Below are 13,656 nucleotides of genomic sequence, written 5' to 3'. Positions count from 1 at the left end.
GTGATAGTCTTGCTCATCGTCGCCGCAGTCGCAGCGATAGGGTTTTTTTTGTACTCACTCTCGTTGCTGAAGATCAACAAAAATCTTCTTCGATTCTTCAGGAGGGTGGCAGAGCTTGCGGACGTGGTTGAAGACTCTCCACCCTCTTACGTCTTAGAACGACTTCGCAAAAAACTTAGGACGATAGAAGAAGAACTGTCGATAGCCCAGAGAAGCAGGGAGAACATATTGACTTTGCTCGATAACATCTCTGATCCGATAATCTTCGTTGAAGCGGACGGTACCATAACGTTTGCGAACTTAGCGGCTCAGAAGATCACGCGTTCCGAACCTATAGCGAGGAAGATATACGAAGCAATCGAGGATTACTACGTCATAGAAATGTTCGAAGAAACCGTGAGGACATGGCAAGCGCAGGAATCCAAAATAGTCCTGTACGTGAGCGACGAAAAGAGATACTACTCATGCAACATGATACCCGTGATACTGCCAAGGGGAGAACGAAGGGTAGTCATCATGATGAGGGATGTGACGAAGGAACACGAGCTGAACGAGCTGAGAAAGCAGTTCGTGTCCAACGTTTCTCACGAGCTGAGAACTCCGTTGACATCCATCCACGGTTATGCCGAAACTCTTCTCAGTGATCCAGAAATGGACGCAGAAACGCGCAAGAGATTCTTGACGATCATCGAGAACGAATCGGCAAGGATGTCGAGGATGATAAACGATCTGCTCGACTTGGAGCGCTTGGAGTCCGGTGAAGCGAGGTTCGAGTTCAAGGAAACGGACCTGTGTGTGGTCGTCAACTATGTTTTGTCCATTGTTGAGCCTCTTGCGAATGAGCACGGTGTTCAGGTTGAGATTCAGTGTGAACCTGTCAGCATATGGGCCGATCAGGACAGGATGGTGCAGATGATTCTTAATCTGGTTGACAACGCCATCAAGTACACTTCTTTGAAAGAGATTGGAGACAAACGCGTCAAGGTCAGGGTCACCAGAGAGGGCAAACATGCGATAGTTGCGGTTTCCGACACGGGTCCTGGAATCCCAAAAGAAGCGCTTCCGAGGCTGTTTGACAGGTTTTACAGGGTGGACAAGGGAAGGAGCAGGAAGATGGGAGGTTCCGGACTGGGGCTTTCCATAGTCAAATCGATCGTCGAAAGGCACGGTGGGGAGATCAGTGTGAACAGTGAAGTAGGTGTTGGGACAACTTTCATTGTGAAGTTGCCCATCGAGCGGGAAGTGGAAGCATGAGAATGTACGACATCATAAAGAAGAAACGAGATGGGGAAGAATTGACGACGGAAGAGATTCGATTCGTTGTGCATGGTTACACTCGCGGGGAAATTCCGGACTATCAGATGGCTGCGTTTCTCATGGCTGTCTACTTCAGGGGTATGAACGAGCGGGAGACCTACGATCTGACCATCGCGATGCTCGAATCTGGCGAACGACTGGATCTATCGTCGCTGAAAGGCGTCAAGCTCGACAAGCATTCGAGTGGGGGTGTGGGAGACAAGATAACGTTCGTTGTGCTTCCCATTGCGGCGAGCTTCGGTGTGAAGATCATCAAGATGTCTGGTCGTGGACTGGGACACACGGGTGGCACCATAGACAAACTCGAATCTATACCTGGAATGAAAACATCCTTGACAAGAGACGAGTTCATAAGGATCGTTGATGAAATAGGCTTCGCCGTTGCGAGCCAGACTGAGAACCTTGCCCCTGCCGACAAGAAGATCTATGCGCTCAGGGACGCAACAGCAACGGTGGAAAATTTGTCTCTCATCGCTTCGAGCATAGTCAGTAAAAAACTTGCCGCTGGTGCCGACGCGATAGTGTTCGATGTGAAGGTTGGATCCGGTGCCTTCATGAAAAATGTGGATCAGGCCAGAAGACTCGCACTCTTGATGCTGGACATCGTGAAGCGCAACGGGAGGAAAGCCAGGGCCGTGCTCTCCAACATGGATCAACCGCTCGGTAGGATGGTTGGAAATTCTCTCGAGGTGATCGAGGCTGTGGAATGTTTGAGAGGGGAAGGCCCAGAGGACGTCATGCAACTGTCCTTCACTCTCGTGAAAGAGATGCTGGATCTTGCAGGTGTGAGGGTGAATCTCAACGATATCGAAAGCATGGTTCGCTCACATGAACCGTTGAATCGCTTTAAGAAGTTCATCGAGCGTCAGGGAGGAGATCCGTCGGTCGTTGATGATCCTTCCAGGTTGCCGATCAGCAGAGATATCGTTGAGGTGCGAGCCGATAGAGACGGTTACGTCGCACGCCTTGACGCCGAGGCGATAGGCAGAGCCTGCGTGCTGCTCGGTGGAGGAAGGTCGAAAAAGGAAGACAGCATCGATCATTCTGTTGGTATAGAGCTTTTAAAAAAGGTCTCGGACCACGTCAAAGCAGGGGACGTGCTCGCGAAGGTGTATCATTCGAAAAGAAGTGATCTGAATTCGGCGCTCAGTCTTGTTCAGTCGGCATACGTGATTTTTGAACATCCAGTTGAATCACCACCGACTGTGCTTGAGGTGATCGGATGAGACATCTGTTCTTCCTCGTGCTCGTTGTTGTGGCGTCTTGTGCGCTGGGTCAAATCCTTGTGGGACTTCAAGGGAAGTTCGTTGTGCTGCAGGAATCGGAAGGTTACGTTGACGTGCAGGGTTTGCAGCAGCTGGGATTGACCTTTGTGCTTTCGGAAGTTTCCGGGAGGGCCTATTTGATCTTCGAAAAAAAGATCATTTTGCTCAACAAAGACGGCACAGTGAGTGTAGACTTCCTGGACGTCTATGAAGAATCTGCGAAGTTTGTCGGGAAAAGGGTCTTCATCAAAGCAGAACTTCTACAGAACATTCTTGGACTGAAGGCTTATAAAACGGTGTCCGGCCAGATTGTGCTTCTTGACAGTGTTCCCATCCTTGTTTCCGCAGTTTTTGAAAAGAACCAGCTGAAGTTAAGATTCGCTGGTTTCATCTCTGAGCAGATGGTTTCGGCTCGCACGTCCAAGGGTAAACTGACTGTCGAGATCTCGCCGTGTTTAAGTTCCGCGATGTCTCTTGAACCTGTGAAAATCCTGGCTGAGGGCACAAGTGTGATCATCGATGTCGATCTGGGCGTGGACGTCGAACCTGTGATGGTCATGAGAATGGAGGCGAGCGCTCTTGTCTTCGAACTCAGGATGCCCATGCTCGGCAAGGAATGGATCGCCAACGGTGTTTACTGGCAGCAGACGAGTGAACGTATCGGCAATAAGGAACTCTTAGTGAACTATTTGTGGATAGATCCGAGCATTGTCGAGCTGAAACCAGCGATCAGTTCTTCTGGCATCGGGACGATGGAGAGCGTGGAGTCAATGGTGGCAAGGAACGGCGCCATAGCGGGTGTGAATGCGAGCTACTTCGATCCAAACACCGCGATTCCGATCGGTTTGTTGATCGTGGATGGTAAGGTGTTGCAGAGCATCTACGGAGACAGGCCGATCTTCGTATACACTTACGCTGGAACGGCGCACATCGAGAGGTTTTACTTCGACCTGAACGTGCGTGTTGGGCAACTCTTGTTCATCGTGAAGGGTGTCAACACGGTTGCTCTGGGGGACGTACTCATCTTCACGAGAGAATTCGGCCTGCCGATTCCAAAGAGAGATGATACGATCTACCTTGTTGTCGAAGAGGGCAAGGTTGTGTCAAAGGGCTGGACGTCGAAAGCCCCAGACAGCGGTTTTGTGCTGGCGATTTCGAACAAGTACGAGAGATACCTACAGGAAGTCAGGCCTGGCGATCCGGTTGAGTATGTCGTCAACACCAACTTTCCTTACAGGATAAAGCATGCCGTTGAAGCTGGACCCCTGTTACTGTACCAGGGTGCTCCGATACCAGATCGGAACCAGGAAAAGAATCGCTATGGAGGTAACATCGCGAGAGTGAATGCGACCAGAACGCTGATTGCCACGACGCAGGATGGCAAGGTCGCCCTGATAGTCATAAGCGATCAGAATGGATCTGGGGGGGTCAACTACGATGAACTGGTTGACTTCTGTCTGAGTAAAGGATTCTACTCGGCCATGAACTTCGACGGTGGAAGTTCTTCGGTGATGGTCATAAGGGACAAGATCGTGAGCAGGACTCCAACTGGGTGGACGAGGGCTGTCCCTGTTTCACTGTTGGTGGTAGAGAAATCCGAATAAAAACGAAGAAGGTGGAGGTGTACAGGAATGGCAATCGCTGCTGAGAAGAAGAGAAACTTCGTACTGATTGGTCACAACGGTTCGGGGAAATCCCTTCTGACCAGCTCGATGATCAAAACAGCTGGCCTGGCTGACCGGATCTCAAACAAGCTCGTGGACGTTGATCCGCTGGAAGAAGCGAAAGGTTCGAGTATCAACTCACACGTGTTCACGTTCATGTGGAAGGACCACCTTTTGACTGCGATAGATACCCCTGGTTTCGGTGATTTCATTGCTGAGGTGATCAATTCCATCTTCGTGAGTGAGAACGTGGTGAGTGTGATCAACGCGGTTTCAGGGGTCGAGATACAGACCGAAAGAACTTGGCAAATAGCCCAGCAGATGTCTAAACCCATCATGGTTTTTGTGAACCAGATGGACAAAGAGAGGGCGAACTTCGAAAACGTTTTGGAATCAGTGAAGTCAGCGTTCGAGTGCAAGATCGTTCCACTCGTCTTACCGATCGGGTCTGAAGCCAATTTCAAAGGAATCGTTGATCTGGTGGGCATGAAGGCTTACGTCTATGAAGACGGTAAATCCAGAGCTGTGGAAGTGCCGTCAGACATGGCAAAACAGGTGGAAGAAGCCAAACTCAAGCTACTGGAAGATATCGTGGAGAGCGATGACGTCTTGATGGAGAAGTATCTGGAAGGACAGGAGATCAGCGAAGAAGAGCTCAGAACAGCCCTTGTTAAGGCCTACAAGTCTGGTGCCATCGTGCCCGCGCTCTGCGGTTCTGCCGAAAAGGGAATAGGAGTCGATCTGCTGCTGGACGCAATCGTCGATCTCGGAGCGAATCCGCTCGAAGCAAAACCATTGAAGGCTGTCCTCGAAAGTGGTGAGGAAACGTTGGTTTCAGCAAGTGAAACGGAGCCTTTCTGTGCTTACATTTTCAAGAATGTGGTGGATCCGTTTGTTGGTCGAGTGAGCTACATAAAGATCATTTCAGGTAACGCAAGGCCCGGAGACAACTTTGTGAACGCGAACCGCGGGACGAGCGATAGGATCAGCAAGCTCTATTGGGCTCGTGGAAAGGAACAAGTGGAGATAGAAGCGGCATCCTGCGGCGAAATCGTGGTCTTACCGAAGCTCAAGGAAGCCAGCGTTAGCGAGACGCTGACCCACAAAGACAGGAGGCTGAAGATAGTTCCACCACAATTTCCTGAACCCATGTTCTCCAGGTCCGTGAACCCCAGGAGCAAGACGGACATAGACAAGATAAGCAACGGTCTCTCGAGGCTCTCCGAGAGCGATCCCACTTTCAAGTGGGAATACGATCCTGAAACCGGCGAAACTGTCGTTTCCGGTCTCGGTACGATACATCTCGACGTGATGATAGAAAAACTCAAGAACATCTTCAGTGTGGATGTGGAGGTCGGCAAACCCAAGATCGCTTACAGAGAGACTATCACAAGAAAAGCCGTCGCAGAGTACAAGCACAAGAAGCAAACGGGAGGGCACGGTCAGTACGGTCATGTGAAGATAGAACTGGAGCCACTTCCGCGTGGAGCTGGCTTCGAGTTTGTCGATAAGATTTTCGGAGGAGCGATTCCGAAGAACTTCATCCCGTCCGTGGAGAAGGGGATAGTTGAAGCTATGAAACGTGGCTCTCTCGCTGGCTATCCTGTGGTGGACGTACGCGTGACACTGTTCGACGGATCTTACCACGAAGTCGACTCTTCGGACATCGCTTTCCAGATTGCAGCGATCCAGGCCTTCAGAAAGGGTATGGAAGAAGCCAGACCCGTCATACTCGAACCCATCATGGAGGTAGAGATATTCTGTCCGGACGAGGTTGCAGGAGATGTCATGGGTGAAGTAACGAGCCGCAGAGGAAGACCACAAGGAATGGAGCCAGCCGGTCGTGGTATGTCCAAGATAAAAGCCGAGGTTCCTTTAGCTGAGATGCTCGATTTCTCTGGTAGGCTCTCTGGAATCACGAGCGGTCGGGGTTACTTCACCATGAAGTTCTTGAAGTATCAAGAGGTTCCGCCGAACATTCAGGAGAAGATCATTCAGGAAAGGAAACAGGAGCAACAGAATGCCTGAGGTGAGAATCGGTCGATGCACGTGGCCGTGGTGAGCTTCAAGATCAAACTGTTCGGTATCAGCAGTTTGAAGGAGAAGCGCAGTCTCATCAAAAGACTCATGAACGAACTGAGGAGCAAATACAACGTCTCAGTTTCTGAAGTTGGCATGTGTGATTCGAAGGGTTGGGCTGAAATAGGCATCGCCGTCGTGAACTCTGCGAAGGAGGTCGTTGACAGCACGGTGGAACAGATAAGCAACGTCCTTGAATCAACGTACGGTCTACAGATCGTTGAACTGGAGAGAGAAGGATGGTGAGACGTGCAGCATATTGTCGAAGAACTGATCCAGACACTGAAACTTTTGGTGACTCCAAGGCGACTCCGTCACATATATTCTTGCTGTAACTTTGCAAGGAAACTTGCAAAATTACACCGTGTAGACGAACAGAAGGTTACGGTTGCCTGTTTGGCGCATGATGCGTTCAGGGACGTGCCTGCATCGAAGCTGTTGAAAATTGCCAGGGCATATGGGATCGAACCCAACGAGATGGAGCTGGCACATCCTGTGCTCTTGCACGGGAAAGTTGCGGCCGAGTATTTGAAAAGAAGATTCAAGATTGAGGATCAAGAGATTCTCGAAGCTGTTTCTGCCCACACGAGTGGAAAGCCATACATGAGCGAGATCGCGAAGATCGTTTTCCTTGCGGACTCACTTGAAGAGACAAGGGTTTACGAGGGCGTGGAGGATTTAAGAAAGCTGGCAGAGCAAGATCTGGACGAGGCCGTGATTCAGACGCTTCGAAACAAGATTTGTTACGCAGTGAAAAAAGAGTACCTTCTTTTTCCACAAACGGTTGAAATGTGGAACTGGTTGCTTTGGAACAAGAGGCCCAGGCCACTGACAGTGAACGATCAAGATGGAGTCGAAGGAGGCTGAGGTATGGCAATCAAGAAGAGAAGGACCGGGCTGTTCTGGGTGCTTTTAGCTGTTTTGATCGCAGGTGCGGGTTTCGGTCTGTGGTTCTTTTTGTCTTTGAACAGTCTGAAAGGATCTGCCGAATTCACTTCACCTGTGGTTCATTATGCCTTCATTTTGAAAGACCAACAGAAGGCTTACTTTATAAGAGTGGATTTGAGCAAACGGATGATATACGTGATCGAGTTACCTCAATATGCGTTCAATCCGTTGAACAACAGGTTGCTCGATGTTCAGAATCCTTTGGAGGTTTTCAGTTTTGCCGAGTCCATGATCGAACTTTCTTCCAGTTTCCGATACTACGCAGTGGTTGATTCAGAACAGATCAAGAGGTTCTCCAAGGCTCTTTTAGGTAACGGTGCCGAGAGCTTTGAAAACCTTTTGAGAAATCTCGCTGTGAGGAAATCAAATCCATTCGACCATGTCCTGACTCGAAAGTGGCTGGGGGAGTTCAGGAATGAAAACACAATGACCGTCGCAGCTCTCTACAAACTCGTGTATGAGTCTGGTAGGAACGCCTTGAGGTTTTACACGGTAAAAGGAGTACTCGAAAAGCCTTTGACGATAATCGTCGATGGTAAGAAGTACCAGAGACTGTACTTGAACGTTGAAAGCATTGAGGCAATCAAGCAGGATATGAGGAGGTGAGTGAATGCAACACATCAAAATAACAATTTACACCACACCCACGTGCCCATACTGCGCGAGGGCAAAAAGTTACTTGAGACAGCTCGGTCTCAAATTCACCGAGGTGGATGTCTCGCGTGATCCAGTGGCGGCGGAACGCTTGGTCAAAAAGACTGGTCAAACGGGAGTTCCCGTGATCGAGATCGGCAATCAAATAGTCATAGGTTTTGATAAAGAGAAGATAGACAGGATCTTGGGAGTGAGATGAAGGTTTGATCGACGTGATCTTTGTTCCGAAACAAAAGGTGAAATCGGATGTGTGCGTTCTGATAGACGTGCTCAGGGCCACGAGCGTCATAGTCACGGCTCTTGCGAACGGTGCAGTTTCTGTGAAGCCTGTCTCGAATGTGAGAAAGGCACTCGCAGAAAAAACATCAAACATGCTCGTGTGTGGAGAGAGGAAAAGTGTCAAGCCGAGAGGCTTCGATCTTGGAAATTCACCAACTGAGTATTCAAGGGAGAGAGTTGCCGGTAAGAGAATCGTTCTGACGACCAGCAATGGCACGCGTGCGGTCGAAAAGATCGAGTGCAAGATCCTCTACGCAGCGAGTTTTCTAAACCTTTCTGCCGTGGTTCAACAACTGAGAAGACACCGTCATTTCACGCTGGTTTGCTCTGGGCAGAACGGTGGCATCGCCGTAGAGGATGTGCTGTGCGCTGGTGCGATCGTCGCAATGTGTGGTGCGAAAGAAAAATCGGACTCGGCACTGATAGCCGAGTCCGTTTGGAAATGTAGCGATTCGGTTTTTCGAAGCCTCTGTGAATCAAAGCACGGCCAGGAACTGATTGAAATAGGGTTCCTGAAAGACATCGAATACTGTTCTCAAATCGATATTCATCCGATCGTACCTGTTTTCGACGGAACTTCTTTCACACTGCGAAAGACTGCACAATCTGGGCAAGTTTGACGAACTGTTCGTCCAGGCTCGCACCACCCACCAGGCCTCCGTCCACGTCAGGCTGAGCCATGATTGCGAAGAAGTTATCAGGTTTTATGCTTCCTCCATACAAGATCGGTATGCTCTCTGCGAGCTTTGTGTCGTAAAGTTCTGAGAGTAATTTTCTTATGAACCTGTGGACCTCTTGGGCCTGTTCGGGTTTGGCAACGACACCGGTGCCTATCGCCCAAACTGGTTCGTACGCTATGACGATGTTCTCCACTTCCTGCCTCGAGAGCCCATAGAGAGCGTGTCTGATCTGCATCTCAACAACGCAGAACGTCAAACCTTTCTCGCGTTCTTCCTTGGTCTCACCCACACACAGTATAGGTTTCATGCCCTCAGAGAGCACGGATTTCACCTTTCTGTTGATCATCTCATCAGTTTCGTTGAAGTATTTCCTTCGCTCAGAGTGTCCAACGATCACGTACTCGATGCCAATCGCCTTCAGCATCGCAGCGGAAACTTCTCCAGTGAACGCTCCACTGCGCTCGAAGTGGCAGTTCTGCGCGCCAATTGAGATGTTTGTGCCACGTGTTATTTCTACAACGTCTGTCAGAGAAACGAAAGGCGGGCAAACAACGATTTTGAAACGCTTGCCCGCCAAATCGTTAATCAATCGGTTAACGAAGAGCTTAGCCTCTTCGTTAGTTTTGTGCATCTTCCAGTTACCAGCGAGGATCAGTCGCTCTATTTTTTTTTATCGGCGATGCTCTTTATGCCAGGCAGTTCTCGACCTTCCAGGAACTCGAGCGAGGCGCCACCTCCGGTTGAAACGTGCGAATAGGCAGATTCCAGGTTGAATTTGGCAACGGCTGCCGCTGAATCGCCTCCGCCGACCACGGTTGTTCCCTTCACTCTGCTGATTGCGAGGGCGACTCTCTTGGTACCTTCCGCAAAGTCATCTATTTCGAAAACTCCCATTGGTCCGTTCCAGACAACGGTCTTCGCGTCTTCGAGTTCTTTTTCGAACAATTCAACCGTCTTTGGACCTATGTCCAGCCCCATCCAACCTTCAGGTATTCCATCCTTCAGATCGACGATCTTCTTCTCGGCATTTGCTTCTATCTTCTGTGCGATGACGCAATCCACGGGCAGAACCATTTTCACCTTCTTTTGTTCTGCTTGCTCGAGTATCTGCTTGGCCAGATCGAGCTTGTCATTCTCGACGAGTGACGAGCCAACGTTCAGGCCTTGCGCCTTGAGGAAGGTGAACATCATCGCTCCACCTATGAGGATCTTGTCGGCCTTATTCATGAGGTTCGTGATGACACCAATCTTGTCAGACACTTTCGCGCCACCGAGTACGACAACGTAAGGATGATCAGGTTCATAGGTCACTTTGTTGAGAAACTCGATCTCCTTTTCCATCAGGAATCCCGCCACACTCGGTATGAAAGAAGCAATGCCGACGTTCGATGCATGTGCCCTGTGGGCAGTACCGAACGCGTCGTTCACGTGGATGTCGGCCAACTCAGCCCAGGCCTTTGCCAGCTCAGGATCGTTCTTTTCTTCTCCGGGATGAAATCTCGTGTTCTCCAGGACGATGACGTCCTTGGGTTTGGCCTCCTGGACGGCCCTCTTCACCTCTTCCCCAACAACGTGTGGAACGAAGATGACGTTCAAACCCGATATCTGCTTCAGATGTTCAGCCACGGGTTTCATGCTGTATTTCGGGTCAACACCCTTCGGTCTTCCTAAATGTGAAAGCAGTATAACCTTTGCGTTGTGTTCCACAGCATACTTTATCGTTGGCAGGGCGGCCACGATGCGCGTGTCGTCTGTGACCTTGCCGTTTTCTACAGGAACGTTGAAGTCTACACGCATGATGACAGTCTTTCCGTTCAAATCAACATCCCTTATGGTCATCTTCTTCATCGTTTCACCCCCTCAAGAAATGAGGGAGCAACGCTCCCTCACAGAAGTTTTGCGAGCAATTCTACTGTATCGACGACCCTGCAAGAATAGCCGTACTCGTTGTCGTACCAGGAAAAGACTTTGATCAGCTTGCCCTTAACGTTTGTCAAAGTGGCATCGAAGATTCCAGAATAAGACGTTCCAATTATGTCACAGCTCACGATGGGATCGGTGTTGTACGCTATGATGCCCTTAAGTCGTGTCTCGCAAGCTTCCTTCATGACCTGGTTGACTTCTTCTATACTTGTCTCCTTGCTCACGAGGGCGACGAAGTCCGATATGGAGCCGTCTGGGACTGGTACCCTGAGAGCAACTCCATCGAGTTTACCTTTGAGTTCTGGGACCACGAGTGCCACGGCTTTCGCGGCTCCCGTAGTCGTTGGGATGATGCTCAACGCGGCAGCCCTCGCTCTTCTCAGATCTTTGTGTGGCAGGTCGAGCACCCTTTGATCGTTCGTGTACGCGTGTACCGTCGTGAGAAAACCGTTCTCGATGTTGAACTTCTCGTGGAGCACCTTTATGATTGGCGCGATGGAGTTGGTCGTACAGGAAGCACAGGATATGATGTCGTGTTCGGCCGTGAGTTTGTCTTCGTTGCAACCGATGACGATTGTGGTGACACCTTCACCTTTCGCTGGAGCGGTTATGACGACTTTCTTAGCTCCTGCTTGCAGATGTAGCGAGGCTTTCTCTCTATCGGTGAAGACACCGGAGGACTCGATGACGACATCCACACCGAGATCTTTCCATGGAAGCTTTGCAGGATCCTTCTCACTGAAAACTTTGTACGCCTTACCGTCGATGATTATGGAGTCATTCTCAGTTCGAACCTCTCCCGGGTAAATCTTGTGAACAGAATCGTACTTGAAAAGATGAGCCAATGTTGCGGCATCCGTGATGTCGTTGATGGCTACCACTTCAATGTTTGAAGAATTCCTCTTGAGAATTTCTCTGAACACCAACCTTCCAATCCTACCGAAACCGTTGATCGCTACTCTCATCCATTTGAACCTCCTTTCAGATTCGACGTTCATGAGAATGATACAACAACTCATTTGAATTAAGGGCACCATTGTGTAAAAATTCACAAACGCAACTGATCTTGCGTTATCCTCATCATCTCTTCATCTCTGCGTTTTTGAATCTCTCTGAGCGCCTCGTTCACCGCAGCGATGATCAGATCGTTCAGCATGTCCTTGTTCTGTAGCAATTCATCGTCGTACTCGATCGACACTATGCGATAGTCGCACGTGGCCCTCACCTTGATTGCGCCACCACCTGCCGTCCCAGTTACTTCCATCTGGCTGAAAGAAGCTTCGAGCTGTTCCAACTTCTTTGCCATCTCCTGCTGGACCTTCTGCAACGAACCCAAGTCGATTTCCTTCCCTTCTCCCTTTGCCGCTCCGTAACTTCTTCCTCCAAAGCCTTTGATCTTCTTCAAGCACATCACTCCTCTATCTTGATTCTACCTGGGAACAACTTCTGAAGTTTTTCGAGCAACTGTTTCTCGCGTTCTTCGTCAACCTTGAGCTCAACGGTAACGTTAGACTTGAGCTGAGTTTTGAAGAGATACTCCAGCTCGAAGAGTTTTTCTCTGAGATACTCGTATTGAAATCTTTGAGACGGAAGGAACGATACTTCTACTGTACCATCTTTCTTTGTGATGTTCGCCTGCACCAGTGCCACATACATCGCCATGTCGCCCTGATTTCTCAGATAGTCCAGTAACGGGCTGACATCGATCTGGTCAGAAAGGTCTGATTGTACCTTTACAGCTTCGTCTTTCTGTTCAATTGGCTCGATGCTTTTCGCCTGCTCCTTTGCAGACTGCGTCGGCTGCACCTTTGTTCCTCTCCTGGCTGCGATGTCGATTGAAAGCAGCTTGCAGGCGATTCGTTTGTTTTCGAAGAACCTCATCTCGCTTGCCAGGTTCATCAGGTCCCTGGCGAGAGAGATCGTCTCCGTGGATGGATGAGAAGCGATCTCTTCCTCCATTCGTTCCAGGCAGACCTGAACGAACTGTTCGATGTCGTAACCTTCTTCGTACATTCTGTCTACGATCTCTCCAACCTTCGTCGCATCGCCGTTCATCAACGCGTGAAGGTATTCTTCCACCGCTCCTGACGGAGCCAAGCCCAGCGCTCGCTCCACCGTTTCGACTGTGATTCTATCGCTGAGCGCATAACTTGAAACCTGTTCAAGCATCGTCAGCGCGTCCCGCATGCCACCCGATGCACGCTTGGCGATGATTTTGAGAGCCTCTTCCTCGGCAGGTATGTTTTCTTTGGATGCAACGAGTTTCAGCTGCTGTAAGATATCGTTTTCCTTGAAACTTCGAAATTCTATCAGTTGGCACCGCGATACTATCGTTGCTGGAACCCTCTCTAAGTTGGTTGTGGCCAGCACGAAGACCACACGCTCGGGAGGCTCTTCAAGCGTTTTGAGCAACGCGTTGAAGGCTTCTCTCGTGAGCATGTGAAACTCGTCGATTATGTAAACTTTGTACATTCCCATCATGGGTTTGAACATCACAGCATCTCTAATCCTTCTTATTTCGTCTATGCCCCGGTTCGATGCTGCGTCCAACTCGATAACGTCGGGGTGATTTCCCTTATCTATGGAGATACAGCTTTCACACGTGCAACAGGGTTCAAAATCCTTCCTGTTTGGACAGTTCAAGGCCTTGGCGAGTATCCTTGCAAGTGTGGTTTTCCCGCTTCCGCGCGGACCAGAGAATATGTACGCGTGCGATACACGATCGGTTAAAATAGCATTCTGGAGAACCAGCTTAGCTTGAACCTGGTCTATTACCTGGGAGAAGCTCTTGGGCCTGTACTTCCTATAGAGCGCTTCCATGCGATTCACCAACAATAGATTATATCA

14 protein-coding genes are annotated in these 13,656 nt (G+C 49.8%); 9 read left to right on the top strand and 5 right to left on the bottom strand.

The features are described from left to right. From AJ81_RS02100 to AJ81_RS02060, 9 genes are read left to right on the top strand one after another with little or no spacing between them, the layout of a single operon-like run. Positions 1 to 1,254, top strand: a complete 1,254-nt coding sequence (locus tag AJ81_RS02100) for a sensor histidine kinase (protein WP_051368813.1) — start codon at positions 1 to 3, stop codon at positions 1,252 to 1,254. Beyond that, entirely contained in the window at positions 1,251 to 2,543 is a 1,293-nt protein-coding gene (locus AJ81_RS02095) for a thymidine phosphorylase (protein WP_031503639.1), read from the top strand. The genes AJ81_RS02100 and AJ81_RS02095 overlap by 4 nt, the downstream gene beginning before the upstream one ends. After that, a complete protein-coding gene (locus tag AJ81_RS02090; protein WP_031503637.1) occupies positions 2,540 to 4,186 on the top strand; it encodes a phosphodiester glycosidase family protein in 1,647 nt (548 codons plus the stop codon). The genes AJ81_RS02095 and AJ81_RS02090 overlap by 4 nt, the downstream gene beginning before the upstream one ends. Positions 4,187 to 4,213: 27 nt before the next feature. Beyond that, the gene (gene fusA / locus AJ81_RS02085; protein ID WP_031503635.1) at positions 4,214 to 6,274 is read left to right on the top strand and encodes an elongation factor G; all 2,061 of its coding nucleotides are present in this window, start codon (positions 4,214 to 4,216) and stop codon (positions 6,272 to 6,274) included. Positions 6,275 to 6,289: 15 nt separating this feature from the next. Further along, positions 6,290 to 6,571 carry a DUF503 domain-containing protein gene (locus AJ81_RS02080; protein WP_031503634.1) on the top strand — a complete coding sequence of 94 codons (282 nt, stop codon included), beginning with the start codon at positions 6,290 to 6,292 and terminating at the stop codon, positions 6,569 to 6,571. Positions 6,572 to 6,574: 3 nt separating this feature from the next. After that, entirely contained in the window at positions 6,575 to 7,192 is a 618-nt protein-coding gene (gene yqeK, locus AJ81_RS02075; RefSeq protein ID WP_031503632.1) for a bis(5'-nucleosyl)-tetraphosphatase (symmetrical) YqeK, read from the top strand. A 3-nt stretch (positions 7,193 to 7,195) separates the two neighbouring features. Next, positions 7,196 to 7,879, top strand: a complete 684-nt coding sequence (locus tag AJ81_RS02070) for a hypothetical protein (protein WP_031503630.1) — start codon at positions 7,196 to 7,198, stop codon at positions 7,877 to 7,879. Between the two features lie 4 nt (positions 7,880 to 7,883). Continuing rightward, entirely contained in the window at positions 7,884 to 8,126 is a 243-nt protein-coding gene (locus tag AJ81_RS02065; RefSeq protein WP_031503628.1) for a glutaredoxin family protein, read from the top strand. A 13-nt stretch (positions 8,127 to 8,139) separates the two neighbouring features. Beyond that, positions 8,140 to 8,826 (top strand): 2-phosphosulfolactate phosphatase family protein, encoded by a 687-nt coding sequence (locus tag AJ81_RS02060; protein WP_231845497.1) that lies wholly within the window; start codon positions 8,140 to 8,142, stop codon positions 8,824 to 8,826. Here AJ81_RS02060 and tpiA read toward each other — a convergent pair. The 5 genes from tpiA to dnaX form a co-directional block, all read right to left on the bottom strand. Then, positions 8,789 to 9,541 (bottom strand): triose-phosphate isomerase, encoded by a 753-nt coding sequence (gene tpiA / locus AJ81_RS02055; RefSeq protein ID WP_211245178.1) that lies wholly within the window; start codon positions 9,539 to 9,541, stop codon positions 8,789 to 8,791. The genes AJ81_RS02060 and tpiA overlap by 38 nt on opposite strands. A gap of 5 nt (positions 9,542 to 9,546) precedes the next feature. Further along, positions 9,547 to 10,734 (bottom strand): phosphoglycerate kinase, encoded by a 1,188-nt coding sequence (locus AJ81_RS02050; protein ID WP_031503623.1) that lies wholly within the window; start codon positions 10,732 to 10,734, stop codon positions 9,547 to 9,549. A 38-nt stretch (positions 10,735 to 10,772) separates the two neighbouring features. Next, complete coding sequence (gene gap / locus AJ81_RS02045; RefSeq protein ID WP_031503621.1) at positions 10,773 to 11,774, bottom strand: type I glyceraldehyde-3-phosphate dehydrogenase; 1,002 nt, start codon at positions 11,772 to 11,774, stop codon at positions 10,773 to 10,775. 83 nt (positions 11,775 to 11,857) lie between these two features. Continuing rightward, positions 11,858 to 12,214: a YbaB/EbfC family nucleoid-associated protein gene (locus AJ81_RS02040; protein WP_031503619.1), complete on the bottom strand. Its 357-nt coding sequence runs from the start codon at positions 12,212 to 12,214 to the stop codon at positions 11,858 to 11,860. Positions 12,215 to 12,219: 5 nt separating this feature from the next. After that, entirely contained in the window at positions 12,220 to 13,629 is a 1,410-nt protein-coding gene (gene dnaX, locus AJ81_RS02035) for a DNA polymerase III subunit gamma/tau (RefSeq protein WP_031503617.1), read from the bottom strand. Positions 13,630 to 13,656 lie beyond the last annotated feature (27 nt).

The sequence above is a fragment of the Pseudothermotoga hypogea DSM 11164 = NBRC 106472 genome, from assembly GCF_000816145.1.
Classification (GTDB): Bacteria; Thermotogota; Thermotogae; order Thermotogales; family DSM-5069; genus Pseudothermotoga_A; species Pseudothermotoga_A hypogea.
This window is presented reverse-complemented; position numbering and strand designations above follow the sequence as displayed.